This is a genomic window from Gilliamella sp. N-G2 (genome assembly GCF_002142215.1).
In the GTDB taxonomy this organism is placed as follows: domain Bacteria; phylum Pseudomonadota; class Gammaproteobacteria; order Enterobacterales; family Orbaceae; genus Gilliamella.
In genome coordinates, this window is sequence record NZ_NAST01000008.1 from 16,476 (window position 1) to 42,686 (window position 26,211).

Annotated in this window: 25 protein-coding genes; 13 read left to right on the top strand and 12 right to left on the bottom strand. The window is 33.8% G+C overall.

All coding sequences use genetic code 11. From position 1 onward, the window contains the following. Positions 1-2: 2 nt before the first annotated feature. The 5 genes from B6C99_RS05310 to nikA are packed head-to-tail and all read right to left on the bottom strand — an operon-like array spanning position 3 to position 5,004. Positions 3-782 (bottom strand): ABC transporter ATP-binding protein, encoded by a 780-nt coding sequence (locus B6C99_RS05310; RefSeq protein ID WP_086358883.1) that lies wholly within the window; start codon positions 780-782, stop codon positions 3-5. Further along, on the bottom strand, positions 782-1,648 hold the full coding sequence (locus B6C99_RS05315; RefSeq protein ID WP_086358884.1) for an ABC transporter ATP-binding protein: 867 nt from the start codon (positions 1,646-1,648) through the stop codon (positions 782-784). The genes B6C99_RS05310 and B6C99_RS05315 overlap by 1 nt, the downstream gene beginning before the upstream one ends. After that, complete coding sequence (opp1C, locus tag B6C99_RS05320) at positions 1,641-2,468, bottom strand: nickel/cobalt ABC transporter permease (RefSeq protein WP_086358952.1); 828 nt, start codon at positions 2,466-2,468, stop codon at positions 1,641-1,643. The genes B6C99_RS05315 and opp1C overlap by 8 nt, the downstream gene beginning before the upstream one ends. A 2-nt stretch (positions 2,469-2,470) precedes the next feature. Then, positions 2,471-3,415: a nickel/cobalt ABC transporter permease gene (opp1B, locus tag B6C99_RS05325; RefSeq protein WP_086358885.1), complete on the bottom strand. Its 945-nt coding sequence runs from the start codon at positions 3,413-3,415 to the stop codon at positions 2,471-2,473. Between the two features lie 23 nt (positions 3,416-3,438). Then, positions 3,439-5,004, bottom strand: coding sequence for a nickel ABC transporter substrate-binding protein (gene nikA / locus B6C99_RS05330; protein WP_086358886.1), 1,566 nt, complete (start codon positions 5,002-5,004; stop codon positions 3,439-3,441). 278 nt (positions 5,005-5,282) lie between these two features. Between nikA and rhlE the strand changes: the two genes are divergently transcribed. Next, the gene (rhlE, locus tag B6C99_RS05335; protein ID WP_086358887.1) at positions 5,283-6,587 is read left to right on the top strand and encodes an ATP-dependent RNA helicase RhlE; all 1,305 of its coding nucleotides are present in this window, start codon (positions 5,283-5,285) and stop codon (positions 6,585-6,587) included. 26 nt (positions 6,588-6,613) lie between these two features. Beyond that, on the top strand, positions 6,614-6,955 hold the full coding sequence (locus tag B6C99_RS05340; RefSeq protein ID WP_065651175.1) for a YggL family protein: 342 nt from the start codon (positions 6,614-6,616) through the stop codon (positions 6,953-6,955). A gap of 69 nt (positions 6,956-7,024) precedes the next feature. Here the strand turns inward: B6C99_RS05340 and B6C99_RS05345 are convergent, their stop codons facing one another. Then, on the bottom strand, positions 7,025-8,617 hold the full coding sequence (locus tag B6C99_RS05345; protein ID WP_065651174.1) for an ABC-F family ATPase: 1,593 nt from the start codon (positions 8,615-8,617) through the stop codon (positions 7,025-7,027). Positions 8,618-9,417: 800 nt separating this feature from the next. Here B6C99_RS05345 and B6C99_RS05350 point away from each other — a divergent pair. Both B6C99_RS05350 and B6C99_RS05355 read left to right on the top strand, forming a co-directional pair. Continuing rightward, a complete protein-coding gene (locus tag B6C99_RS05350) occupies positions 9,418-10,104 on the top strand; it encodes a hypothetical protein (protein ID WP_086358888.1) in 687 nt (228 codons plus the stop codon). A gap of 115 nt (positions 10,105-10,219) precedes the next feature. After that, the gene (locus tag B6C99_RS05355) at positions 10,220-11,077 is read left to right on the top strand and encodes a carboxylate/amino acid/amine transporter (protein ID WP_086358889.1); all 858 of its coding nucleotides are present in this window, start codon (positions 10,220-10,222) and stop codon (positions 11,075-11,077) included. Between the two features lie 7 nt (positions 11,078-11,084). Here the strand turns inward: B6C99_RS05355 and B6C99_RS05360 are convergent, their stop codons facing one another. Further along, entirely contained in the window at positions 11,085-12,044 is a 960-nt protein-coding gene (locus B6C99_RS05360) for an AEC family transporter (RefSeq protein WP_158092440.1), read from the bottom strand. Positions 12,045-12,058: 14 nt separating this feature from the next. Beyond that, positions 12,059-12,832, bottom strand: a complete 774-nt coding sequence (yaaA, locus tag B6C99_RS05365; protein ID WP_086358891.1) for a peroxide stress protein YaaA — start codon at positions 12,830-12,832, stop codon at positions 12,059-12,061. 76 nt (positions 12,833-12,908) lie between these two features. Between yaaA and B6C99_RS05370 the strand changes: the two genes are divergently transcribed. The 3 genes from B6C99_RS05370 (at position 12,909) to rnz (ending at position 14,742) form a co-directional block, all read left to right on the top strand. Then, positions 12,909-13,136: a YccJ family protein gene (locus tag B6C99_RS05370; RefSeq protein WP_086358892.1), complete on the top strand. Its 228-nt coding sequence runs from the start codon at positions 12,909-12,911 to the stop codon at positions 13,134-13,136. A gap of 61 nt (positions 13,137-13,197) precedes the next feature. Then, a complete protein-coding gene (locus B6C99_RS05375) occupies positions 13,198-13,626 on the top strand; it encodes a lysozyme inhibitor LprI family protein (RefSeq protein WP_086358893.1) in 429 nt (142 codons plus the stop codon). A 198-nt stretch (positions 13,627-13,824) separates the two neighbouring features. Further along, a complete protein-coding gene (gene rnz, locus B6C99_RS05380) occupies positions 13,825-14,742 on the top strand; it encodes a ribonuclease Z (RefSeq protein WP_086358894.1) in 918 nt (305 codons plus the stop codon). 259 nt (positions 14,743-15,001) lie between these two features. Here the strand turns inward: rnz and B6C99_RS05385 are convergent, their stop codons facing one another. Beyond that, a complete protein-coding gene (locus tag B6C99_RS05385; protein ID WP_086358895.1) occupies positions 15,002-15,562 on the bottom strand; it encodes an NAD(P)H-dependent oxidoreductase in 561 nt (186 codons plus the stop codon). A gap of 112 nt (positions 15,563-15,674) precedes the next feature. Here B6C99_RS05385 and B6C99_RS05390 point away from each other — a divergent pair, with 112 nt between their 5' ends. Further along, positions 15,675-16,022 (top strand): helix-turn-helix domain-containing protein, encoded by a 348-nt coding sequence (locus B6C99_RS05390; RefSeq protein ID WP_086358896.1) that lies wholly within the window; start codon positions 15,675-15,677, stop codon positions 16,020-16,022. 288 nt (positions 16,023-16,310) lie between these two features. Here B6C99_RS05390 and argE read toward each other — a convergent pair whose 3' ends face one another. Next, positions 16,311-17,468, bottom strand: coding sequence for an acetylornithine deacetylase (argE, locus tag B6C99_RS05395; RefSeq protein WP_086358897.1), 1,158 nt, complete (start codon positions 17,466-17,468; stop codon positions 16,311-16,313). 259 nt (positions 17,469-17,727) lie between these two features. Here argE and B6C99_RS05400 point away from each other — a divergent pair, with 259 nt between their 5' ends. The 5 genes from B6C99_RS05400 to B6C99_RS05420 all read left to right on the top strand — a co-directional run bounded on the left by B6C99_RS05400 (position 17,728) and on the right by B6C99_RS05420 (position 24,240). Next, on the top strand, positions 17,728-18,351 hold the full coding sequence (locus B6C99_RS05400) for a hypothetical protein (protein WP_086358898.1): 624 nt from the start codon (positions 17,728-17,730) through the stop codon (positions 18,349-18,351). Between the two features lie 369 nt (positions 18,352-18,720). Then, a complete protein-coding gene (locus B6C99_RS05405) occupies positions 18,721-19,794 on the top strand; it encodes an HlyD family secretion protein (RefSeq protein WP_086358899.1) in 1,074 nt (357 codons plus the stop codon). A gap of 13 nt (positions 19,795-19,807) precedes the next feature. Next, positions 19,808-22,609, top strand: coding sequence for a ribosome-associated ATPase/putative transporter RbbA (gene rbbA / locus B6C99_RS05410; RefSeq protein WP_086358900.1), 2,802 nt, complete (start codon positions 19,808-19,810; stop codon positions 22,607-22,609). Positions 22,610-22,614: 5 nt separating this feature from the next. Beyond that, positions 22,615-23,745 carry an ABC transporter permease gene (locus B6C99_RS05415; RefSeq protein ID WP_065651165.1) on the top strand — a complete coding sequence of 377 codons (1,131 nt, stop codon included), beginning with the start codon at positions 22,615-22,617 and terminating at the stop codon, positions 23,743-23,745. A 69-nt stretch (positions 23,746-23,814) separates the two neighbouring features. Then, positions 23,815-24,240: a hypothetical protein gene (locus B6C99_RS05420; RefSeq protein ID WP_086358901.1), complete on the top strand. Its 426-nt coding sequence runs from the start codon at positions 23,815-23,817 to the stop codon at positions 24,238-24,240. A 28-nt stretch (positions 24,241-24,268) separates the two neighbouring features. On the opposite strand, the gene B6C99_RS05425 is transcribed toward B6C99_RS05420, so the two are convergent. Together B6C99_RS05425 and B6C99_RS05430 are read right to left on the bottom strand one after the other, a co-directional pair. Then, positions 24,269-25,534 (bottom strand): Y-family DNA polymerase, encoded by a 1,266-nt coding sequence (locus tag B6C99_RS05425; protein ID WP_086358902.1) that lies wholly within the window; start codon positions 25,532-25,534, stop codon positions 24,269-24,271. Further along, positions 25,531-25,977, bottom strand: coding sequence for a LexA family transcriptional regulator (locus tag B6C99_RS05430; protein WP_173795332.1), 447 nt, complete (start codon positions 25,975-25,977; stop codon positions 25,531-25,533). Before B6C99_RS05430 ends, B6C99_RS05425 begins: the two co-directional genes overlap by 4 nt. Positions 25,978-26,211 lie beyond the last annotated feature (234 nt).

Consider the following 26,211-nt stretch of genomic DNA (forward strand, 5'->3'; position numbering starts at 1 on the left):
TTTTAGAAACCTAAAACTGATTCGAGAAGTTGGATAGAGTAAGGGTTTTTGACTTGATTAAGTTTGTCTATACTATCAATATATTCAATGATCTCACCTTTATAAAAAAATGCCACTTTGTTACAAAGATAAGTAATGGTGGTTAGGTCATGGGTGATAAAAATACTGGTAAGATTTAGTTGCTTTTGTAAATCGGCAAGTAGTGACAATATTTGGGTTTGTACTGAGATATCTAATGAACTCACAGCTTCATCAAATAAGATAAATTGCGGAGAGCAGGCAATTGCTCTGGCAATGCAAACACGCTGTAATTGACCACCACTCATTTGGTGAGCAAAACGATTATAAAAAGAGCTGTCTAAACCGACTTGTTCTAATAAAGCGTTAATACGCAGCTTACGGTCATCTTTGGCTAGTTTTTCGTAGATGTCAATCGGTTCAGCAATGATTTGGGCGGCAGTGAAATACGGATTGACTGAAGCATTATAATCTTGAAATACCGCACTGATATCTTTACGCATAGCTGACTTTTTCCACGCCCGTTTAGCTATATCTTGGCCATTAAAATAGATATTACCACTATCAGGTTTTTCTAAACCTAAAATCAGTTTACCTAATGTGCTTTTACCACTACCACTTTCACCAATAATGCCAAGACATTCACCTTGTTTTAACTCGAATGAAACGCCATTGATAACGGTATTCTTTTTTCGGCTAAACAGATTCTGATTCGGCTGTAAAAAAGACTTTTTTATATTTTCAACTTGTAATAACGGTGGCATTAAGTTGTCTCCGTGATCAAATTTGGATTATTGAAACCAATGATAGCATTGAACTTATTTAATAACTGTTTGCGTGTATCTATCAAGTAACGAGTATAGTCATGTTGAGGATGGTAAAAAATTTGTTCACGACTACCTGATTCCACAATCTTCCCTTTATTCATCACAATAATATCATCAGCAATATGATGAATCACACCTAAATCATGAGAGATAAAAATCACGGTTGTTTTCAAGTTCTGTTTTATCTCGGTAAACATTTTTAAAATATGAAATTGGCTAATTGAATCTAGTGCTGTAGTGGGTTCATCAGCAATGATGAGTTCTGGTTCAAGCATTAATGCCAAACCAATCATTATTCTCTGTAACATGCCACCACTTAATTGATGAGGATATTTTTTATAGATCTCTTGTGGATTATTAAGGCCAATATTTTCAATCATTTCTAACGCTTTTGTCATGGCTTGCTTTTTGTTAATATCTTGATGTGCTTGCAGTGTTTCAACTACTTGCTTGCCAATACAATATAGCGGATCGAAGGCACTCATAGGATGTTGTAATATTATCGAAATTACATTACCACGTATCTGCTTTAAGGTTTGTTTATTCTGTTGTAATAGATCACCATTATTAGCTAAGGTTAGTTTAGCTTGTTGTGGCTTAAATAATATTTGACCTGACACATTAAAATAGGGCTCTAACAATCCGATAATGGCTTTACATGTTAAACTTTTGCCACTGCCACTTTCACCAACGATACCTAAACATGAATGACGATTAATTGTAAATGAGACATCATCTAATAGCTTGTTACCATTGTCGAGGGTAACCGTAAGTTTATTCACTTCTAATAGCGAGCTACTCATGCTTTTGGTCCTTAGGATCTAAAATATCTCTTAAACAATCACCTAACATATTAAATGCGGCAACGACAATTAAAATTGCAATACCAGGAAAGACCATCTGCTTCGGATGTTGGGTCATGACATTTTTCGCTTCACTTAACATTAACCCCCACTCGGCAGTAGGTGCTTGAACACCTAATCCAATAAAGGATAGTGCTGAGATATTTAAAATTACCCAACCGGTATCTAAGGTTGCTAATATTACCAGCTCAGACATAACATTAGGTAATAAATGACGGCAAATAATAAACGAATGTGGTGCGCCAATAGCCCGTGAAAAAAGGATATAATTTTTTCGGCTATATTTTATGACTGAACTACGAATCATACGGCTATACCATGCCCATTTAACCACAATATTGGCGATAATGACGTTTTCAATACCTACGCCTAACACACCAACAATCGCTAAAATCATTACTTGACTAGGAAACGACAGCATAATGTCACAAAGGCGCATAATGCATTCATCAAGTTTGCCTCGTTGATAACCTGAGATAAGGCCGATCAGACTACCAACCACGATAGTAATGATCATGGTAAGTAAGGATAAAAACAGGGTAGATCGGATACCATAAAGCAAACGCGATAAAATATCGCGACCAAGATGATCACAACCAAGCCAATGTTGACTAGACATGGCAGCATATTTACGCACAATACGAACTTTATTGGGATCATACGGTGCAATATAAGGTGCTAAAATACCTAATATAACGATTGTGGTGATGATGATTAAACAGATTAAAGCTGTTTTATTGTTAATTAGTTTTTTAGTTATATTCATACGGCACCACCATTATCTCGTAATCGTGGATCTAACCATTGATGAATGATATCAACAATAAAATTACAAACTACAAATAGAATAGCCATGATAAGAATATAAGCTTGAATGACTGGATAATCACGGTTCATGATAGCTGCTATACATAAACGACCAAGTCCCGGCCACGAAAAGATATATTCGACGACAAAAGATCCAGCTATTAATTGTGGAATAGTCATGCCTAAAGCCGTGATAGTAGTATGCAGAGAATTAACTAACACATGTTTAACAATTATCGTTCTTTCTTTTAAACCACGGCTACGAGCATAAAATACTGAATAATTATGCTTATTTTCCAACATATTATTACGGATAAAACGAATATAAGTTGAGATATAGACAAACGATAAGGTTAAGGTGGGTAAAATGAGATTTTGCCATGTTCCGTAACCGTTTGTAGGCAGTAAATCTAAATAATTGGCAAACAGCCAAATAAATAGTAAACCTAACCAATAACTAGGCATTGCAGTACCGAGAAAGATAATGATACGAACAATATGATCGAATGCTGAATTGGCAAATATGGCACATAAAACACCTAAAATTAAACTGATGATAAGTGTAAATGCAAATGCCGACATCGCTAAAATTAATGTCGGAATTAAACTGCGGATCATCTCATCCCAAACTAGTCTATCTCGATGAATAAATGAACGACCAAAATCGAGATGTAAAACATCATACAGCCAAATAAAATAGCGTTCTAAAAAAGGCTTATTTAACCCCAATTCTTGACGCATACTTTCAATAGCATCTGGTGTTGGCATAATTTCGTTTAAACGTAATGCAACTTCAGCAGGATCGGAAGGGGCTAAATTTATAAGAAAAAAAGCGATAAAAGAGATACCGAATAATATCGGTATCATCATGGTTAAACGTTTAATAATATAATTTAACATTATTCGTCAATAATATTAGTTTATTAAAAATGCATTTTCTCAAATGGAATATCAAATTGAGAAGGAGCGAATTCAATTCCTTTTAATGATTTAACTGCAATAGCACGATTACGTTCATAAGTTAATGGGATATAAACGGCCTGATTGTGCAGTGTTTCTAGTACATAACGGAATAGATCTTGCCGCTCTTTTTCATCAGTTGAAATTAATGCTTTACTAATACTCGCATCAATTTGTGGTTTTTCTTTCAAGCCTTGTTGCGCCATATAATCACCATATACCGGTAATTTCATCCCCGATAAAAATGATTGCGGATCATATGGTGTTCCCCATGAAATATCGAATACCATATCAAAATCACCCGCTTTTTGGCGATCACGATAACCTTGCTCTTCTTCACCATGGATATTAAGCTTTAATCCCACTTGCTCAAATTCGTCTTGCATATATTGTGCAATGGTTTTTTGAGAGGCAGTATTACTATCATAATAAAGAGTGATCTCAAACGGTTTACCATCTTTTTGGCGATAATCTTCACCTTTAACTTTTAGCCAACCAGCTTTATCAAGTAGTGTTTCAGCTAATTTTGTATCGTATACATAAGGTTTTAAACCAATGTTGGCATAAGGAATATTGGTTGCCATTAACGTATCCGCTGGTGCTTCGCTATTATTAAAAATACCTTCTGAGATATCTTTCTTACTGATAATATGTTCGATAGCTTGGCGGACATTAACATCACTCAATTGATTTCTCGTAGTGTTCATTAAAACAATTCGACTGGAAACTGGTTTCGACATTAAGGTTTGAAACTTATCCATGCTAGAAAAACGCTCAAATGAATCCGCATCAACCATATTTTTACCATAAATCAGATCTATTTCACCTTTTTCAAGAGCCATTAGTCGACTTTGATTATCTGCGATTACTTTCATAGTCACTTTTTTCAGTAATGGCTTAGTACCCCAATAAGTTGGATTGGCATTAAACACTGCATACTGATCTTTCTTATGATCACCTAAAACATATGGGCCGGTACCAATATAAGATTTCACGCCATTTTTAGTTTCACCATCAATCATAGAATTTGGGGAAATAAATCGCATAGGGCGAGTGACGGCAATTTCAATCATGAAAGGGTAGTAAGGCTCAGAAAGATTAACCTCAAGAGTATAATCATCTACTGCTTTGACCTCGGTGATTAAACGCACCATTTCTAACCAAGTATGGCGAACTTTGTTGGATAATACGGCATCCCAATTCAGTTTGGCACTGTGTGCATCAAATTTTGCTCCATCACTGAATGTGACGTCTTTTCTTAATTTGAATGTGTAAGTTTTACCTTCGTTAGTAATAGTCCAGCTTTCTGCCAACCATGGAGAAAAAGTTCCATCTTCATTATAGTGAACTAATGATTCATACAACATATTTTGCGCCCACATTTCACCTGAATATAAATGTGGATTTAAATCACGAATATCACGAAAGTTTGCGAAAGTAATATCGTCTTTGGCTAAACAATTAAAACTAAAGCAACTTAACATTAAGAAGATAAATAATTTTTTTAAATGAGGGAAGTTAAAAGACATACCTATTCCATGAAATAATTATGTTTTGGGTTTGCAACAATACAATAAATGATAATGATAATCAATATCATCATGACGGTTTGCTTAAAAAATATATGATAAATTAAGAACAAATGTTAAATGATGAATAACTCTATACTTTATAAGGTTATTCCCTAAAATGGTAACATATATTAAATAACTAGCAATGAAAAGATAAAATAATCAGACAATTATTATTAAATTGCTTTATAATGTTGCTGATTATTTATTTTTTTCGATTATTTAGGAATCATTACATGTCATTTGACTCTCTTGGCTTAGATGCCAAGATATTAAAAGCTATTGAAGAACAACACTATACCGATCCCACTCCCATCCAACAACAAGCTATTCCCGTAATACTGTCAGGTAAAGATTTAATGGCTAGTGCCCAAACCGGTACCGGTAAAACCGCAGGTTTTGGTTTACCCATTTTACAAAAATTGCATCAAATGCAATTAAGAAATTTAACTAAATCTGAACCGAGAAAAGGTAAACGTCCTTTATATGCATTAATTTTAGCACCAACACGTGAGCTAGCAGCGCAAATTGGTGAAAATATTCGTGATTATAGCCGTTATTTATCTATTCGTTCACTAGTGGTATTTGGTGGTGTTAGTATCAATCCACAAATGATGAAACTTCGCGGTGGGGTGGATATTTTAATTGCCACACCAGGACGATTATTAGATTTAGTGCAGCAAAATGCTGTCGATCTTTCGCCTGTAAAAATTTTGGTTCTGGATGAGGCTGATCGTATGTTAGATATGGGCTTTATCCATGATATCCGTCGTGTGATCGCTAAATTACCGAAAAAACGCCAAAATTTACTTTTTTCCGCCACCTTTTCTGACGAGATAAAAGGATTAGCGAATACCATCTTAAATTCGCCTGAATCGATTGCTGTGGCAAAAACCAATAGTGCATCTGAGCAAATTACGCAATATGTGCATCGGGTAGATAAGCGTCGTAAGCGTGAATTACTCTCTTATTTAATTGGCAAAAATCAATGGCAACAGGTGTTAATTTTTACTCGAACCAAGTATGGTGCTAATCATCTAGCGGAACAGTTAACCAAAGATGGCATTAAAGCTTCAGCAATTCATGGTAATAAGAGTCAGGGCGCCAGAACGAAAGCGTTAGCTGATTTTAAGTCGGGACAAATACGAGCATTAGTCGCTACAGATATTGCCGCCAGAGGATTAGATATTGAGTTATTACCTTATGTTATTAATTATGAGCTGCCACAAGTAGCAGAAGATTATGTTCATCGAATTGGCCGAACTGGGCGAGCGCAAAATCAAGGTCAAGCTATATCGCTAGTTTGTATTGATGAACTTCCTCAATTAAAATCAATTGAGAAATTGCTTAGAAAACCGATTCCAGAAATTTTTACTCAAGGATTTGAAGTCGATCCTAGAATTAAAGCGGAGCCAGTCAAAAAAGTGCCAACAAAACGAGCTCCAACAAAAAGAAGAAGTGCTGATAAGTCTCGAACTTCTAAAAATCATCAGAATAGTATGAAGCAATCAAACCATCATACACATTCTAAAACTAACTAAATTATTTAAAGCAGAAGGATATTATTATGGCTAAGGTTAATCGCAGTCGTCGTTTAAGAAAAAAATTACATATTGAAGAATTTAAAGAGTTAGGTTTTACTGTAAGCTGGTCATTTGACGAAGGTACTAATGAAGAAACCATCGATAACGTTGTCGATCAATTTATCGTTGAAGCAATACAAGCTAATGGTTTGGCTTACGAAGGAAGTGGTTATTTGACTTGGAAGGGGATTATTTGTACCCAGAAATTAGGTAACTGTACTGAAGAAGATCGTGACAATGTCACTAAATGGCTTGAGAGTCATGGTTTAAAAAATGTTAAAACCAGCGCTTTAATCGATATTTGGTGGGATGAATTAGATTTTTAATTCTTTATATAACCAGCCAATAAAAAAATAGCCACTTATGTGGCTATTTTTATTGATTTTTATGCAGCTTTATTCGATACCTTGACTTCGCAAGTAATCTTCATAATTACCTGTATAATCAATCACTTTTTCTGGCGTGATTTCAATAATACGGCTAGCCAGTGAGCTGACAAATTCGCGGTCATGCGATACAAAAAATAACGTTCCTTGATAAAGCTCTAATGCCATATTTAATGATTCGATCGATTCCATATCAAGGTGATTAGTCGGTTCATCCATGACAATGATATTTGGTCGTTGCATCATCAATTTACCAAACAGCATACGGCCTTTTTCACCACCAGATAGAACTTTAACTTGCTTTTTAATATCATCTTGGGAGAACAATAATCGACCTAAAATACTTCGTACCGCTTGTTCATCATCATTAGGTTGTTTCCATTGACTCATCCATTCAAATACAGTTAAGTCTTGTTCAAACTCATATTCATGATCTTGCGCATAATAACCAATATTGGCATTTTCTGACCATTTAATATCACCTTGTTCTGGTGTTAATTCATTCATCAAGGTTTTGAGTAGGGTAGTTTTACCGATACCGTTAGTCCCTAAAATTGCTACTTTTTCGCCAACTTCGACCATGAGATTAAGATTTTTAAATAAAGGACCATTGTCGAAACCTTTAGTGAGGTTTTCTACCACTAGTGCATTACGAAATAGTTTTTTATCTTGCTCAAAGCGAATAAATGGGTTTTGTCGGCTAGATGCCTTGACTTCTTCCAGTTTTATTTTTTCAATTTGTCTAGCTCGAGATGTTGCTTGTTTTGATTTAGCTGCATTAGCACTAAAGCGACTGACGAAGGATTGTAATTCACTTATTTGTGCTTTCTTTTTCGCATTATCAGCTAATAAACGTTCTCTTGCTTGAGTAGCGGCAGTCATATAATCATCATAATTGCCAGGGTAAATACGAAGTTCACCATAATCCATATCGGCCATATGGGTACAGACCATGTTAAGAAAATGGCGATCATGGGATATGATGATCATCGTGCTTTCACGTTCATTTAAGGTATCTTCCAACCAACGGATAGTATCAATATCTAAGTTATTGGTTGGTTCGTCGAGTAATAAAATATCAGGATTTGAAAATAGCGCTTGGGCTAATAATACCCGTAGTTTCCAACCTGGAGCAATTTCACTCATTAGACCATAATGTTGTTCGATAGGAATACCAACTCCAAGCAATAATTCACCAGCTCTCGCCTCTGCACTATAACCATCCATTTCGGCATATTGGGTCTCTAAATCAGCGACTTTAAAACCGTCTTCCTCACTCATTTCTGCTAAAGAGTAAATGCGATCACGTTCTTGCTTGATTTGCCATAATTCTGTATGTCCCATAATTACGGTATCGAGAACAGTAAACTCCTCAAAAGCAAATTGATCTTGGCGTAATTTACCCAATCTTTCATGAGGATCAAGCGATACATTGCCTGAAGTTGGCACTAAATCGCCACCAATAATTTTCATAAAGGTGGATTTACCACTCCCATTGGCACCAATTAATCCATAACGATTACCATTACCAAATTTGACGGAAATATTTTCAAATAGTGGCTTACTGCCGAATTGCATTGTGATATTGCTTGTTGTTAACACTGATAATTACTCTCGAATTGACAAAAGGAGGCAGTTATATATAACAAAAATACATATAACACCATTAAAATAAATTTCTTTATATTATGGCATATTTAACACTTTTTGAATAATTCAGTTTTATATCTATGAATTTACTAATGATTTTCATGTTTGTTATTTTTTAACAAACAAAAATTTTGTTAAAAGCAATATATAAAAACTTTAATGAGAAAAAGTGGTTTAGAAAATATTATGTTAGTTTTAAGCAGTGAAAGTGAGAGATAATAATAGCTGCATATCCAACGCAAAGAATATTAAAAATATTCCAAATATACATCTATAACTTAGAAATCATCATAACAATTAATATTTTCGATTTTATTAGTGAAAATGTTTAAAAATTAAGTGATAAGTATTGTTAATACTTAACCCAAATTTAATAGAAAAACATGCGATTAACTTTATGTTTTATAGAGTAATTCATATCATATCATTTGATGCTGGCAGTTGTATTTCGGCGTCGAAGTAATCATTGTTCGATTATTATTTAATTTGGTAAATATATTTGTCAAAGTAAATGAGCAAGGTATCGATAAAAGTAAAAATACTACGACCATTTTCTAATCAAAACTCAAACATTGGTAAATTATAATTAAAGCCTATCTTGTTGTTTCAATTAGAATAATAGTATCATTAATACGTTTTAATTGTAGAATTTGCGGAATTGTAATAAAAGGCTTGTTTCGTTATCGCTTATAAATCAAGCCTTGTAGGATATCAATATGAATAAAAAGGATTTCGAATAATAGGGACAATATATGAAATATTTTTGGTTAACGATGATGTTTTTTAATCTTGGCTGGATTAGTTGTTGTGAAGCAACAAATTTCAAAGATTTAACGTCTTGGCAGTATTACGATCAGGAAATTCCGATACAATCAACAGAGGGAGAGTTGTGGGTATTTGATGATAATCGAATTAAATGTGATTGGTTCGAAGATATAGAAGAATTTAATTGTAATTTACTTTTTTTAAAATCAAATAAAAAATTTGATTTTTCTTTACCACTTGATAGTTTCATTGACAATACTTCATTCAATGGATATTTGTACAAAAGTTCTGCAAATAATTTATTTAACGTGTTTCTTATTGAGGGTGAGTCTGAGCGAGGTACAGTTGGTTACTATGTTTTAATCTTTGATAAAACTAAATTGGTTAATCATTTCTACCTTGATTATGGCAGAGCTGGTATCTATTCGTTTGACCAAGCTAAAAAATTATTACTAGATAATGCTACAGATAATGAAGAGTTACCAAAATTGAATATCTATAGCGCTGAAAATTTTGATGAAATTTATATCAATCCAAAATATTTTATTTCAATTTATAGAAAAAATAATAAGTTTTTATTTAAAATTGCTAGAAGTTATATGTGGAATCCTGACGATATTCCAATAACGGATGAAAATAAATATATCTATATTGAAAGAACAATCAATGAATAGTTGGAGTAAGAAATAATTATTGTAATGGTTGTAATCAATTATTACATCAAAAGGTTTACAACCGATATATGAATTGTTACCATGCCTGACTTTTTATTTTCGGTACAAAGTTGCTATGTATTACCTTATTTTTGTCACTATTGTTTGGTCGTTTTCATTTAGTTTTATTGCAGTTTATTTAAGTGGTCAAGTTGATACTTGGTTTGCGGTAGTCATGCGCGTTTTGCTGGCTTTTATTACCTTTATTCCTTTTTTACGTTTCAAAAATGTTTCTGTAAAGCAGATGTTGCTTTTGATGGGAGTAGGTGCATGCCAATTAGGAATTATGTACTTCTTTTATTACAACTCATTCCAATGTATTTCGGTGCCAGAGGTTTTATTATTTACCATTTCAACACCAATTTATGTCACTATTATTTATGATTTACTACAAGGGCATCGATTAAGACTTAATTATTTATTAACGGCCATTATAGCGGTAATTGGTGCGGCAATTATCCGTTATGACCACATCAGTCGTGATTTTATCATTGGCTTTTTATTAATTCAGGGTGCCAATATCGTCTTTGCTTTAGGACAAGTCGGTTATAAACGTATTATGGAACTCTATCCATTACCGCAACATCAAGCTTTTGCCTGGGTCTATTTTGGGGCAATAGTTGTAGCAACTATTGGTTGGTTATTATTTGGTAATGCTGACAAACTGCCTACCACTCAATTACAGTGGGGGATTATTATTTGGTTAGGTATTGTGGCTTCGGGATTATGTTATTTCTTATGGAATTTAGGTGCGACTAAAGTCGATTCTGGAACATTGGCCATTATGAATAATTTGGTTATTCCGGCTGGTATTTTAGTAAATGTTGTTATTTGGCACCAATCAATAGATTGGGGTCGATTCACTGTTGGTAGTGCGATTATTGTTTTTGCTTTGATTTTACACCATAAGTTCAAAAATTTTGCTGTGAAATAAGCCTATCTTAGGCAAAAGGTAACTGTAACATTATTGATAGAATTAACGGTGTTGTTATCGATGACAACGCCGTTGATATCAATAAGCTAGAAGCAATAGGACCTTGTAAAACCTCAAACTGCCTTGCCATCATATAGCAATTTATGGCTATTGATACTGAACTTAATAATACGATAACTTGTAGCTCTAAAACAGGTAATCCTAACAATTTACCTAGTATATAGGTGACAATTGGTAACATAAACAATTTGATAATACAGATTGCTATAGTGATATGTAGATCATTACGAATTTTATATTCAGCCAGTCCCATACCTAATACGATTAATGATAGCGGAGCGGTCATGTCACTAACCATTTTGGTTGATTTTTCGATAAATATAGGTAAAGGTATACCGATGTAATTAACGGTTATACCGACAAATATGCCGATGATGATTGGATTTTTGGATACATTTTTAAAGGCTTTAATAAAACCTTTGCTTGAGAGTTTACCCATTTGCACAAATTCAATGGATACTGTTGCTAAAGTCCATAAAATTAAAGCATTAAATATTACGATAATGGCGACTATGGGAATCGCTTTTTCACCCAATAACATATTGATAATTGGAATACCAACAAATACCGTATTTGTGTAAATTCCACCCATAGCAAACATGGTACTTTCAGAACCATTAAGTTTAAAAAATTTAACCGCAATAAAGCAACTCAATGCAAAAACAATAAATGAGCCACCAAAAAATACTAATAAAAGATTAATATCGATTTCTGAATGTTCAGAAAAGTGGCTCATAATTTGAAAGAGCATAATTGGGAAAGCAATATAGAAAGTGAATTTAGTTACACTATCTGTTACCGTTTTTTGCCAACGGCCCATTTTCACAGCAATATAACCTAACAAAATTAGCATAAATAAAGGTAAGGTGGTTAAAAACTGCTGCCATAATGTGATTAGAAATTCCATCTTAATATATCTTTCTATGCATGTTTTCTGGTGAAGTACCATTCTAATTCAGTTGAGCGATGAGAATCAAATTGGTAACCATCTAAATTAAAACTTTTAATATCATTACAATTATTAATGTTATTTTTTATAATAAATCGGCTCATTAATCCGCGTGCTTTTTTGGCGTAAAAGCTGATCACTTTATAATCATCTTTGGTTTTATCTAAAAATATCGGTTGAATAATTTTGCTATTTAGGTGTTTAACTTGTATCGCTTTAAAATATTCATTAGAGGCTAAATTAATTAAGGTTGGTTGAGGTGATTTTGCTAACTCTTCATTGAGTTTATCGGTTAAGCTTTCTCCCCAAAATTGATAAAGATTAGTATTGTTACCATTTTTTAACCGGATACCCATTTCTAAACGGTAAGGTTGAATTAAATCAAGTGGTTTTAATAAACCATATAATCCAGATAGAATACGTAAATGCGATTGCGCAAATTGCAGGTCACTAGGAGTAAAATCTTCAACATGTAGACCTTCATATACATCGCCTTTAAACGCTAGGATCGCTTGTCTGGCATTTTGTAAATTAAAATCAGGATGCCAATTCTGGAATCTTTCATAATTAACTGCCGCAAGTTTGGGGCTGATAGACATTAATTTAGCTAAATCATCGCTAGTTAGCTTTTTACAAACAGTAATAAGTTGTTTTGTTGCCTCTAAACAGTCAGGTAGGGTATGGGTTGTAGTGATTAATGGACTTTGATAGTCAAGGGTTTTGGCTGGAGAGATAATAGTTAGCATAAAAAGTGTTACCTATTGTGTTTTGTGCGAATTGGGTTTATTTTACCTGTAATCTTAGCAAATAAGGAGAATAAATATGAATAGTACCAAAAAAGAAATACATGATATTCGATCTTGGGCAAATATCCGTGAAACTTCTATTGAAATTGCCGAGGCTATTTTTGAACTAGCTAATGATGATGAAAAATTAGCAGAACAAATTTGGGAAGAAGGTAGCGATGAAGTGTTACAACGCGCTTTCGCTAAAACTAAAGCTAATAAGCTCTTTTGGGGCGAACAGACCATTGAACGTGAAAACGTATAATATATATTATAAATCAATTGGTTAGATTTATTTTAAGTGATCAAAAGGATTTTAAAATTTTATGAAAATAATGAAATTAATGACTATATTTATTATTTTTATGCCACTAGTGGTTTTTGCTAATTCAAAATATGCTGATTTAAATCAGTACGAATTGCGCATCTACTGTGGTCGCGAGCCTTCAGAAGCAGCCCTGACTGAATGTTTAGAAAAAATTTTTTATATTAGTCAAGCTGAGTTAGATAAATCGCAAAAGAAATTTTTCAATAAACTTGATAATTGGTGGGAAGATAAAGAATACATCGTAATTGCTAAAACTAGATTGGAAAAATCTAACCAAGAATTTATTAAATATCGCACTCTGCAGTGTGATTTTGCACGTTCGTTAGGTGGTGGAGCAATTGATAATGCGCTAGATATGATGAAATTTTCTTGCCTTGCTGAACTAAATTTTCAACGAGCAAAACAGCTAGATCTTTATCTTAAATAAAGTACAAGATTAAATCTTTATTTAAATTATTGTACTGATTTGTGTGATATAACCATTTTGGTTTTAACGTTCTGTTATAAATGAATTAATTATTATAGTTACTATTATAATAATTTTTCTATTTCTTATAGCAAAATAAAATTATCAATAGTTATTCTCAGTATATAATAAAATTTTAAATGACAATTTGATCTTGATATGAAATTAACTTTTTTAGGGACAAGTGCCGGTTCACCAACCGCAGAACGTAATGTAAGTAGTGTTATGCTTGATCTTCGACAAGAACGAGGGCGATTATGGCTGTTTGATAGTGGTGAAGCAACGCAGATGCAAATGCAAAAGGCCAATTTTAGTTTAGCTAAATTGGAGATGGTATTTTTGACTCATTTGCATGGTGATCATCTATTTGGTTTACCTGGTGTGTTAACCACTCGTTCATTAATGCAAAAGCAATCGGCATTAACGTTAGTTGGACCTAAAGGTATTAAACAATTTATTCAAACAGTGATTGAAATTAGTTCTTCATGGCTTACTTACCCTTTAAATATTATTGAACTTGAACAAGATAGCTTAGTATTTGAAGATAATAAATTTCGCGTCGAAGCCAAATTATTACAACATCGAGTCCCTTGTTTTGGTTATCGTATTGTTGAAAAGGATTTACCTCCAAGCTTAGATATTGACAAATTGCAGCAAGATAATATTAATCCTGGTGTACACTACGCTGTTTTAAAAGAAGGGTTAACTGTTACTTTAGAAGATGGTAGAACGATTAATGGTAAGGATTATCAAGGCGATATTAAACGAGGCAAAAAAGTAGCTATATTGGGTGATACCATTCCTTGTCAAGCATCCATTGATTTAGCTGAAAACGTTGATTTATTAGTGCATGAGGCCACTCAAGAGCAAGCTTTTGAGGCAAAAGCCATTGAACGAGGGCACTCAACGACAATACACGCCGCCAACATTGCTAAGCAAGCTAAGGCTAAAAGGCTAATCATAACGCATATTAGCCCTAGATATAGTATACAAGATAATCAAAAACTGGTTAATGAAGCAAGGAGCGTCTTCGCTAATACTGAAATTGCCACTGATTTTGCCTCTTTTCAAGTTTAATCAATTACGCCGACATTGTCGGCTATTACTAATCAAACTAATCAAAATTAAAACTATAACTATAACTATAACAATAATTAAAACATGACCTTTCTTATATATTTTTACTATATCGAGATGACCATATTTGTAAAAAATATTGAGAAGTCTATACCATCTTATTTTTACTTATCTGAACTTAATTCCTTAGGACTGATTTGGTTATTGAACGGCCTTAATAAAATTATTTTATTTGTGATTTTGATAATAATTATGTCATTTAGATTAATATTCCTAATTTTTTCATCCAATTAACATAATCATCTGCACTTTTATTTACCTCATTCAAAGTAATTTTATCTGGGTAGTCTGGTTCATTGTTTGCGCCATAAAGTGCAAACATAGACTGATAATCAGCATGAACGTAATTCATTGTTAATTCGAAAGGTTTTAATATTTCCTCAAGCGTATATTGATATTGTCCTGTGCAGGAATAATCTGCTTTCTTAATACCAGCTGAAACCGCTAAAGCCACTTTTTTGTTATTTAATTTATCGCCTAAAGAACCGAAAGCCCAACCATAAGTAAAAACGTCGTCAAACCATTGTTTTAACAGTGGTGGACAATTAAACCAATATATTGGGAACTGAATGACTAAATTCTGATGGTTTTCAATTAAATTTTGTTCAAATTTAACGTCTATTTGTTGGGTTGGATAGCATGAATATATATCATGTATGGTTAGTTGTTCATAGTATTGATTTAATTTATTAAGCCAGCATCGATTAACACTTGATGATGATAAATTTGGATGGGCTACAATCACTAAAGTTCGTTTCATTCTCAATATTCCTTTTTGTTGTGATAAATCATCTTGTCATAGTAATATTGATACAATTATTTTTGAAGTACGGTAATTGTTGTTATGTACTATCTTTAAGGAGAGTGTAAATATGGAAAAGCATCATTGTGCAGAAGATAATTTCGAGAATAGTGGATTTAATTACACGCTCTCGATGATCAGAGGAAAATATAAGATTATTATTCTTTATTGGTTAAATGAAAATCAACCATCTATGCGCTTTAATGAACTAAAACGTAGCATTAAAGAAATTTCCTTTAAAACATTGAGTAATACTTTAAAAGAAATGGAGAGAGATAAATTAATTTTTAGAAAAGAATACCCTCAAATTCCACCAAAAGTTGAATATGGACTATTAGAGCGGGGTAAAACACTAGTGCCTGTATTAGATATGCTTTGCCAATGGGGAAATATACATAAAGATGATAGCTTGGATTAAATTAGAAGCTAGTTTTTGTAAAAAATATTGAGAAGTGTATACCGTCTTAAGATGAAAATGATTTATTAATATCATTTAGTTTCACTATTTACAGAAAAATTTTATTGATGATTGTAGTGGTTAGATAACTTTATAAATAAATTTTATTAAGTGATAAATGTAGGATGAAAAAGTAAGTTTTTGTAAAAAATATTGAGGAGTCTATACCATCTTAATATAAAAATAATGAACTATTATACTCTAATAGCCTTAAACTGATTCGCCGGCTTTACCGGCGAATATATTGATTTATAAACAAAAATCATTAATTAAATTTTCAATGGTTAATTTGGTCGGTTTTAAGAAATCCATTGAAATAAATTCATCTGGTTGATGAGCTTGCTCAATTGAGCCTGGCCCTAATACAATGGTTGGGGCGATTTGATTTAAATATGGCGCTTCAGTACTGTAGTTAACAGTTTGCGCGGTGTGACCAACCAGTTTTTCGATATGATTTAATGCTGGATGATCTTTTTTACATTCATAGCCCGGTATTGGTGATACCTCATATTCGATGGAAACTCGATTAGGATATTGGTCCATAACGGGTTGTAATGCTTCACAAAGGGCATTATAAAGTGAGTCAATATCGTTATCTGGTAATACCCGAATATCAATAATCAATTCACAACAGCCACAGATACGATTAGCTGCATCACCGCCATGAATAACGCCAAGATTCATGGTTGGATAAGGTACGCTAAAGCCATCATTGTGATATTGTTCTTTGAATTTTTGTTTCAAAATAAGTAATCTTTCAATCACTAAATGCATGATTTCGATAGCATTAATACCTTTGTCTGGATCACTTGAATGGCCTGACTTACCAATAACTCTAATTGAATTAGATATAAATCCTTTATGAGCACGAATAGGAATTAATGATGTAGGTTCGCCGATAATTGTGCAGTCTGGTTGTAGTTGCGTTTGTTGGGCAAAAAATGAAGCGCCAGCCATTGATGTCTCTTCGTCCGCGGTAGCCAATACATAAATTGGTTTGGTTAATGTTTTAAGATCGATATCACGCAATGCATCTAATATAAATGCAAAAAATCCTTTCATATCTGCAGTGCCTAGCCCATAAAGCTTATTATTTTCTTCAGTTAACTTAAATGGGTCTTTTGTCCATTGCCCATCATCAAATGGCACAGTATCACTATGACCACTTAATAATAGACCACCTTGAGTTTTATTGTCACTATTGGAATAGGTGGCTAACATATTAAATTTATTACGAGTATTTGGTACAGGTTGAATGTCAATTGTAAAGCCTAAATCAGCAAACCATTGGGCTAATTTGTCAATTAGTGGTTTATTAGAATAATCTAATTTTTCATTGGTTACATTACTGATAGTTGGCGTGGATATTAATTCATTATAAATTGTCAAAAAAGAAGGAAGAGCCATAAAATCACCTTTATTAAATAAGTCCGCTGTAAAGAAATATATTTAATTACTATATTTCCTTACAGCACTGCTAGCAATAGTTTGTTGCTATTCTGTTAAACGGTTATTGATTAGCAACTAATTGTTTTATCATTGAATATTTCGCTACTATTATAGTTAAAGATAGACTAAATATTATTTGTCATTATTGTTATAATAACTTATTTTAAAGCTACTCAAAGTAAAAATTTATTATCAATCACTAATAAGGAAATAGACAGTGAAGATTAAATCATTATGGTTTATTGGTTTACTCATACCATTTTTCGCAAATGCACAAAATCCATCATTTGATGATGATTTTAGTCATTTATTAAAAAGCTTTACCCAATGTGATAAGACTTTTTTTTCGGATTTAAATCAAAAAAAATATCGTAATTATTTTCCAATCGTCAATTTACCAAATGGCTATAGCAAATTTGCCACTAAATCTATTAATCATCCCCAAAAAAATAGACTTACATTTGATCCACCGATTATCTTTAATGGTTTAAAAATTGAAAGTTTTGATCAGTCCCAATATATTAACGATGAGCATCTAAAGTACTATTATTGGGGGTTTAACACCGATAATACCTTTGAAGAGATTAAAAGTGCGTTACCATGGGTTGATTGGCAAATATCGGCTGATGGTACGCTTGATGTTGCCAATGCGTTATTTTATAAAAATGGTGTTTGGTCTGACAATAAACATGTATTAACCAATGACTCTCCAGTAAGAGGCACTGCTGAAAATTTATTGTTTCTTGAATATGATAGGTTTAGTGGCAAAGTCATGATTCAATGTACAGTTCAAGGTGATATTCCATTGAAAGAATTAAAACGGTTTAGACCAGATTTATGATCTTTCTCAAGATAATCGTTTAACATTTATAAGATAACTCCAAATTAATTTTATATTGATTTGGAGTTTAGTTTTTTATTAACTTCATTCCATTGACTAAATAAATAATACATTAAAATATTTTCAATTAAATAAATCAGATATTCCTTTTTTGCTTGTCTTGATAAATCATCATCTACATTTATTGTGATCTATATTTAAAATTATAAATGACCTTTTTTAGCTTTTATTGCGTTTGTTTTGAGAGTTGATGTTATTTATAAAAGACATTTGTTATGATAATCATCGTATTGAAAATAAATCGCTTATAACAGTTAAATTTTTAGTTAAATTTATTATAAGTTTGTCACTTTAGAATGGGTGTTATTCATGAAACAAATAAACAAAAAATGGATTATTATTGCAGTTGTGGTTGTTGTTATCGGATTTATCTTGTGGCAACAGTTTAAACCTGATGGCTATGGTTCAGATTTTACTAGTGGTAATGGGCGTATTGAAGCGACTGAAATTAACATCTCTACTAAATTAGCTGGTAGAATTGAGAAAATTAATGTTGATGAAGGTGATTTTGTCACTGCTGGCCAACCGCTAGTCATTATGCAAACTGATACTTTACAAGCGCAACTAAATGAAGCCCAAGCTCAGTATCGACAAGCAATGAGTAATGAATCAACATCAAAAGCACAAGTGGCCTTAAAAATGAGTGATAAAGTTGCTGCTTTAGCTGGTGTTACTCAAAAAGAAAGTGACTTAGATAATGCAAACAAACATTTAGAACGTACCGCAGCGCTTTATAAAAAAGGAGCTATTTCAGTTCAACAATTTGATGATGATACAGCTAAAGTTAATAGTGCTAAAGCCGCGTTAGATTCGGCTAAATCACAAGTTTCTGCCGCTGATGCAGCTATTGAAGCTGCTCAAGCTGGTGTAGAAAGTGCTCAATCAGCAATTAAAGTTGCACAAGCCAATATCAATCAAATACAAGCGGATATTGATGACAGTACCTTAACTGCTCCAGTTGATGGACGTATTCAGTATCGTATTGCCCAACCTGGTGAAGTTTTACCTTCAGGCGGAAAAGTATTAAATCTAGTCAATCTGTCTGATGTTTATTTGACTTTCTTTTTACCAGAAATGATTGCTGGAAAAGTAGGAATTGGTGATGAAGTAAGATTAGTGTTGGATGCCTTACCTGGTAAAGCTATTTCAGCCAAAATTTCATTTGTATCTAGCGTTGCACAATTTACGCCTAAAACTGTTGAAACCAAAGATGAACGTCAAAAATTGATGTTTAGAGTTAAAGCACAATTAAGCCCAGAATTGTTAAGATGTTATATTACACATGTTAAAACCGGTCTTCCTGGTGCTGCATGGGTTAGACTTGATCCTAATACGGAGTGGCCTGCTGGTTTATCTGATGTTGCTAAATGCCAAACAAAATAATTGGAGATAGCATATGTCAGAATCGGATAAAAAGGATTTGACGTTACTTGCTGAAGGTAAAACTACTGAAGATGCAGTTGTCAATGTCAGTAATGTAACATTACATTATAAAAAAACTTGTGCATTGAATGATGTCAGTATTGCCATCCCACCAAGATGCATGGTGGGATTGATTGGTCCCGATGGAGTGGGTAAATCGAGTCTATTGTCTTTGATAGCTGGCGCGCATGTCATCCAAGAAGGATTAGTTTACGTTTTAGATGGGGATATGAAAGATAAAATTCATCGTCAAAACGTATGTACCCGTATTGCTTATATGCCACAAGGATTAGGCAAAAATCTTTATCCAACACTGTCAGTCGAAGAAAATTTACAATTTTTTGCCCGTTTATTTGGTAATGATGCAGCCGAAAGACGGCGACGTATCGATGAGTTAACCAAAAGTACCGGCTTATATCCTTTCTTATCTCGGCCTGCAGGTCGTCTTTCTGGTGGGATGAAACAAAAGGTAAGTTTATGTTCGGCTTTAATTCATGACCCCGATTTACTGATTCTTGATGAACCAACAACCGGTGTCGATCCACTTTCTCGTGCACAATTTTGGCAACTCATTAATAAAATCCGTGAGCAACGTCCACAAATGAGTGTCATTGTTGCTACCGCGTATATGGATGAGGCACAAAACTTTGATTGGTTAGTGGCAATGTATGGCGGTAAGATCCTCGAAACAGGTACACCACAAGCGTTGTTAGCCAAAACAGCAAAAGATAATTTAGATGATGCTTTTATTCAATTAATGCCTGAAGATGCTAGAGAAGGTTATCAGGCCGTTGAAATTCCACCATTAGATTTAAATCAAGATTTAAAAGTAGCAATCGAAGCAAAAGGATTAACTAAGCAATTTGGCGATTTTATTGCGGTTGATCATGTTAATTTTTCCATAAAACAAGGTGAGATTTTTGGTTTTTTAGGATCAAATGGTTGCGGTAAATCAACCACCATGAAGATGTTAACTGGTCTATTACCAATTTCGTCAGGTGAAGCGTGGTTATTTGGGAAACCGGTTGATGCCAGTGATATTAATGTAAGACGCCATTTAGGTTATATGTCGCAGGCGTTCTCACTTTATAGTGAGTTGACGGTTGAACAAAACCTCGTTTTACATGCTCGTCTATTTGGTATTGAAGAAAGTAAAATACCAGCACGAGTCGAGGAGTTGGTTAAGCGTTTTGGTCTGGAAAATGAATTAAAAAGTTTACCAGATAGTCTACCGTTAGGCGTTAAGCAAAGACTTTCTTTATCGGTCGCTGTGGTTCACAACCCTGAAATACTTATTCTTGATGAACCTACTTCTGGCGTTGATCCGATTGCTCGTGATGACTTTTGGCGTTTAATTATTGAACTTTCTCGAAAAGATAAAGTCACCGTATTTATCACTACCCACTTTATGAATGAAGCGGCTCGTTGTGATCGGATCTCATTAATGCATGCTGGGAAGGTTTTAGCCAGCGATACGCCAGATAATATCATTCATTCCAAAAATGCGAAAACCCTTGAAGAGGCCTTTATTCGATATTTAGTTGATGCTGGTGCTGATGATACAAACAATGATGAAAAAGCTAGCGAAATGCCTAAAGCCGTAACTAATGATAATGAGCAAGTTAAAGTCAATGCGCATCATTTACAAGGATTCAGTTTAACTCGTTTGATTGGTTGTTTGTGGCGTGAAACACTTGAGTTATCTCGTGATCCATTGCGCGCTTTATTGGCACTGTTAGGTTCAGCGATATTAATGTTGGTGATGGGCTATGGTATCACGATGGATGTTGAGGACTTAAATTTTGCAGTATTAGATCGTGATCAAACGATTACCAGTCAAAACTATATTACTAATTTATCTGGCTCTAAGCGTTATTTTATTGAGAAACCTCCAATCATTGATTATGATGATATGGACCATAGAATGAGAAGTAATGAGATAGCGTTGGCGATTGAAATTCCACCTAATTTTGGCCGTGATATTCAACGCGGTGATCCAGTTAATATCGGTATCTGGATTGATGGAGCCATGCCGTTACGTGCCGACACGATTAAAGGATATGTACAAGGTATGCACCTTGCGTGGTTAAGTGACAAAATAAAAACCACTACCGGCACCGAATCTAGCTCATTGGCAAATATTGAGACCCGTTATCGTTATAATCCGGATATTAAAAGTTTGCAAGCGATGGTGCCTGCGGTCATTCCTATTTTACTCTTAATGATTCCGTCAATGTTAGCGGCATTATCCGTAGTGCGTGAAAAAGAGATGGGATCAATAATTAACTTATATGTAACGCCTGTTACTCGAACTGAGTTTTTATTAGGTAAACAAGTTCCTTATATTGTTATTTCGATGCTTAGTTTCTTATTATTGTTGCTTATGGCGGTTACTATATTTGGCGTACCGATAAAAGGCAGTTTGCTAACTTTATGTTTAGCTGGATTAGCTTATTGTATTATTGCTACTGGTTTTGGTTTACTTGCCTCAACTGTCACACGTAGTCAAATTGCAGTTATATTTTTAACCTGTGTTGGTACTATGTTACCGGCGATACAATTTTCGGGGTTACTCAATCCAGTAGCATCACTAGAAGGGAGTGGGCGATATATTGGTGAAGTCTATCCAACTACCCATATGCTTATTATTGCTCGGGGTGTTTTCAATAAGGCATTAGGATTTTTTGATTTACATAACTCGATATTTACCTTACTGATTACTATTCCTATTATACTTGGTGCAAGTATATTCCTCCTCAAGAAACAAGAAGGATAGATATTATGCAAAGTTTTATTAATATTTATCGCTTAGGTATTAAAGAGTTATGGGGATTGATTCGTGATCCAATCATGTTACTGTTAATCGCCTATTGCTTTACACTGGATATTTATACCGCAGCTACCGCAACTTCAGACTCGCTTCATCATGCTTCAATTGCTGTGGTTGATGAAGATGATTCACCGTTATCTAGGCAAATTATCGCAGCGCTTTATCCACCAATGTTTAATAAGCCAGTTAAATTAAATTCAATGGATGAAGTTGATCGTGGAATGGATACCGATAGTTATACTTTTGCATTAAATATACCACCTAATTTTCAACGTGATGTGTTAAATAACCAAAGTCCAGAAATTCAACTTAATATTGATGCAACCCGAATGGGACAGGCTTTTGTAGGTAATGGTTATATTACGCAAATTGTCACCAGCGAAATAACTAAATACTTTAATCAAATTGATAAACCAACCAGTTTGCCGGTTAACATTGAGGTTCATGCGGCCTTTAATCCTAATTTAACCCGTTCTTGGTTTGGTTCTGTCATGGAGATTATTAATATTGTTACCACATTGTCGATTATTTTAACTGGTGCGGCGTTAATGAAAGAGCGCGAGCATGGTACTATCGATCACTTGTTGTCAATGCCTGTGACACCATTTCAAATCATGATTTCTAAAGTTTGGTCTATGGGGCTGGTGGTATTAGTTTCGACTTGGGGGGCACTGTTAGTCGTTGTCCATGGTTGGTTAAATGTACCAATTGAGGGCTCGATTACCTTATTTTTAATTGGTGCTGCTTTGCATTTATTCGTGACAACGTCACTAGGTATCTTTATGGCGACGGTGGCTAAATCAACCGCACAATTTGCGATGCTATTTATTTTGATTCTTCTACCGTTACAGATGCTTTCAGGTGGTAGTACGCCAAGAGAAAGTATGCCGGAAGTGGTGCAAAATATTATGTTATTTGCACCAACAACTCATTTTGTCGAATTAGGGCAGGCAATTTTATATCGAGGGGCTGGTTTAAGTGTGGTTTGGACCTCGTATGCGTGGTTATTAGGAATTGGTAGTGTATTTTTCCTTATTGCGCTTAAACGTTTTCGTAGTTCAATTGTTAATATGGGCTCTTAATTTTATTAATAATAATGTGCAAAAATTAACTTTATTTGTACTTAACAATTTAGATTATTAAAGTTTTTTATGAAAAAGATTCATTTACAAAAATATATTATTGCAATTTTAACTGTTATTACTATTCCTTTTGCAATGGCCGAGTCTTCAGATAATGTTGATAATAACACAACTGAAGCTATTCCCGTCTATAATGTGAAGGAAGAATTTTTAGATATCAATAACAAGGCAACTGAATTTATTACCGCTTATAATAAAGCGCATCATACTAATTTACATAATGTCGAAGTAAATGGAAAAGATTATTTACCTCGTTGTCTTGTACCATTAAAAGCTGGTTGGAAGAAAGCTGAAGTTCATGGCGGTAAAATTCCTTTTCGATATGTTATTTCTATTTCTTGTGAAAAATCGAAGGATGATAGATATAGAAAAAAATGGGATATTGATGTGCATGTTCGCAATGAACAAGGTAATTCAATTCAATCAATTGATTAAATTATTATCTTAGCGGTTAATCCGTTATCTATTTTACAAAAGGTAACTCGTCCCAACGAGTCGTATATCGTTGGCTAAGTCGCTCTCGCTTGATTTGCCATGCTGCAGTTTGTCTGATACCGCCTAAATGAATAGTGTTTTTTCCCATTTTCTGATTAATGTAATCCATGGTTTTCATTAATTGTTCACTTTTGTGTTTTTCAGTTGCTGATGTTTCAGCTGTAAATAAATCCGATTGGCAATAATTATCTTTAGTTTTTAAATCAAGTAACATCACACCTGATTTCATAAATAAAAAACCTGGTTTATAAATGGATTGTAATCCTTTTTGGGCTGCATGAATAATAAGTCTTGAATCATCGGTCGCCGATAATAATGGCACCACAATTGACGGATTATATTGCACTAATTCAGGTCGAAATCGATTAGTTTTTAAAAATACCAGTACGGCATTAGCAACTGATTTTTGCTTTCTCAATTTTTCTGCGCCACGGCTTGCATGCACACGAATTGCTTCTTGTATATCAAATAGATCATTGGTTAAATGACCAAAACTACGTGATGTCATAATATTTTTTTTAGCTGTATGCAGATCATCTAATTCAATACAATTCATACCACGTAACTCAAGTATGGTACGCTCAAGGACAACAGAAAATGACAGTCTAATTTGTTTTAAATTTGCTTGATGTAAATCCCAAGCGGTATGAATACCTAGTTCTTTTAATCTTTGCGTAATTCGCCAACCAACGCCCCATATATCTGCAACTGAGAATTGCTTTAAGATAGTTATTTTTTCTTCCTGATCCGTCGGAAAACAATAAACACCTTGATGAATAGGGTGTTTTTTGGCGATATGATTAGCTAATTTTGCTAGCGTGCGAGTTGTAGCAATCCCGATACTGACAGGGATACCCGTATCTCGTTTTACTATTGCTTTTAAATTTTGACAATGACTTAAAACATGGCTAAACCCGTTTAGATGAATGAAAGCCTCATCGATCGAATAGAGCTCGATATCCGCAGTATAATGGCGAACGGTATCAAATACTCGCTGACTCATATCACCATAAAGTTCATAATTAGAGCTTAGTAAGGTAATTTTTTTTTGAATATGGGAGGGGATTTGATAGGCAGGCATGCCCATCGCGACTAACGGTTTGAGTTCATTAGAGCGAGCTATTACACAACCATCATTATTTGAAAGAATACCAATTGGTTTTCCTTCTAATTTGGGATTAAATACCCGTTCACAAGATGCGTAAAAATTATTACAATCAATTAAGCCAATCATGAGTGTCCCCGTTTACGTAGGGAATGAATGGTATGTATTACCACTCCCCAAATATGTACGTCTTTGCCAACTAATGAAATTGGAGGGTAAAGTTTATTGCCAGACAATAAATGATGTTCGCCATTAATAAAACTTAAACATTTACAGGTTAATTCACCATCCACAGCAGCAACAACAATATCATCTATTTTCGGTTGTAAAGATCGGTCGACAACAAGGAGATCACCACTATAAATGCCATAATCAATCATTGAGTCACCAATCGCTTTAATATAGTAAGTTGCACTAGGATGCTTCACTAAATGACTTGTTAGATCTAGTTTTGTTTCTAAATAATCATCAGCAGGAGATGGAAATCCAGCTCTTACTGGTGTATCAACTAAAGGTAAATAAGCAGTGAGCGAACTATTAGCTTGCCCAAGGACAACACAATATTTATTCAAGAAAAGACTCCGAAAAATTAATAAAAACGAATAGTGCCGGATTATTCGTATTAAAAATAATTATATGTATAAATATACAGTATAAAATACTTAATTCAATAAAAACGAGTGTAAAAAAATAAAAATAGATTATTAAAAAAAGATAATTTGTTACTTTACAACTGACTAAAATTTAATTAGCATAGCGCGCTATTATAAGTAGCAAAGGAGATTTTTATTATGATTTGTTTAACA

Bases quoted from the DNA above. Each gene is read 5' to 3' on its own strand.
- B6C99_RS05310 (WP_086358883.1), bottom strand. From the start codon at position 782: ATGCCACCGTTATTACAAGTTGAAAATATAAAAAAGTCTTTTTTACAG.
- B6C99_RS05315 (WP_086358884.1), bottom strand. From the start codon at position 1,648: ATGAGTAGCTCGCTATTAGAAGTGAATAAACTTACGGTTACCCTCGAC.
- opp1B (WP_086358885.1), bottom strand. From the start codon at position 3,415: ATGTTAAATTATATTATTAAACGTTTAACCATGATGATACCGATATTA.
- nikA (WP_086358886.1), bottom strand. From the start codon at position 5,004: ATGTCTTTTAACTTCCCTCATTTAAAAAAATTATTTATCTTCTTAATG.
- rhlE (WP_086358887.1), top strand. From the start codon at position 5,283: ATGTCATTTGACTCTCTTGGCTTAGATGCCAAGATATTAAAAGCTATT.
- B6C99_RS05340 (WP_065651175.1), top strand. From the start codon at position 6,614: ATGGCTAAGGTTAATCGCAGTCGTCGTTTAAGAAAAAAATTACATATT.
- B6C99_RS05350 (WP_086358888.1), top strand. From the start codon at position 9,418: ATGAAATATTTTTGGTTAACGATGATGTTTTTTAATCTTGGCTGGATT.
- B6C99_RS05355 (WP_086358889.1), top strand. From the start codon at position 10,220: ATGTATTACCTTATTTTTGTCACTATTGTTTGGTCGTTTTCATTTAGT.
- B6C99_RS05360 (WP_158092440.1), bottom strand. From the start codon at position 12,044: ATGGAATTTCTAATCACATTATGGCAGCAGTTTTTAACCACCTTACCT.
- yaaA (WP_086358891.1), bottom strand. From the start codon at position 12,832: ATGCTAACTATTATCTCTCCAGCCAAAACCCTTGACTATCAAAGTCCA.
- B6C99_RS05370 (WP_086358892.1), top strand. From the start codon at position 12,909: ATGAATAGTACCAAAAAAGAAATACATGATATTCGATCTTGGGCAAAT.
- B6C99_RS05375 (WP_086358893.1), top strand. From the start codon at position 13,198: ATGAAAATAATGAAATTAATGACTATATTTATTATTTTTATGCCACTA.
- rnz (WP_086358894.1), top strand. From the start codon at position 13,825: ATGAAATTAACTTTTTTAGGGACAAGTGCCGGTTCACCAACCGCAGAA.
- B6C99_RS05385 (WP_086358895.1), bottom strand. From the start codon at position 15,562: ATGAAACGAACTTTAGTGATTGTAGCCCATCCAAATTTATCATCATCA.
- B6C99_RS05390 (WP_086358896.1), top strand. From the start codon at position 15,675: ATGGAAAAGCATCATTGTGCAGAAGATAATTTCGAGAATAGTGGATTT.
- argE (WP_086358897.1), bottom strand. From the start codon at position 17,468: ATGGCTCTTCCTTCTTTTTTGACAATTTATAATGAATTAATATCCACG.
- B6C99_RS05405 (WP_086358899.1), top strand. From the start codon at position 18,721: ATGAAACAAATAAACAAAAAATGGATTATTATTGCAGTTGTGGTTGTT.
- rbbA (WP_086358900.1), top strand. From the start codon at position 19,808: ATGTCAGAATCGGATAAAAAGGATTTGACGTTACTTGCTGAAGGTAAA.
- B6C99_RS05415 (WP_065651165.1), top strand. From the start codon at position 22,615: ATGCAAAGTTTTATTAATATTTATCGCTTAGGTATTAAAGAGTTATGG.
- B6C99_RS05420 (WP_086358901.1), top strand. From the start codon at position 23,815: ATGAAAAAGATTCATTTACAAAAATATATTATTGCAATTTTAACTGTT.
- B6C99_RS05425 (WP_086358902.1), bottom strand. From the start codon at position 25,534: ATGATTGGCTTAATTGATTGTAATAATTTTTACGCATCTTGTGAACGG.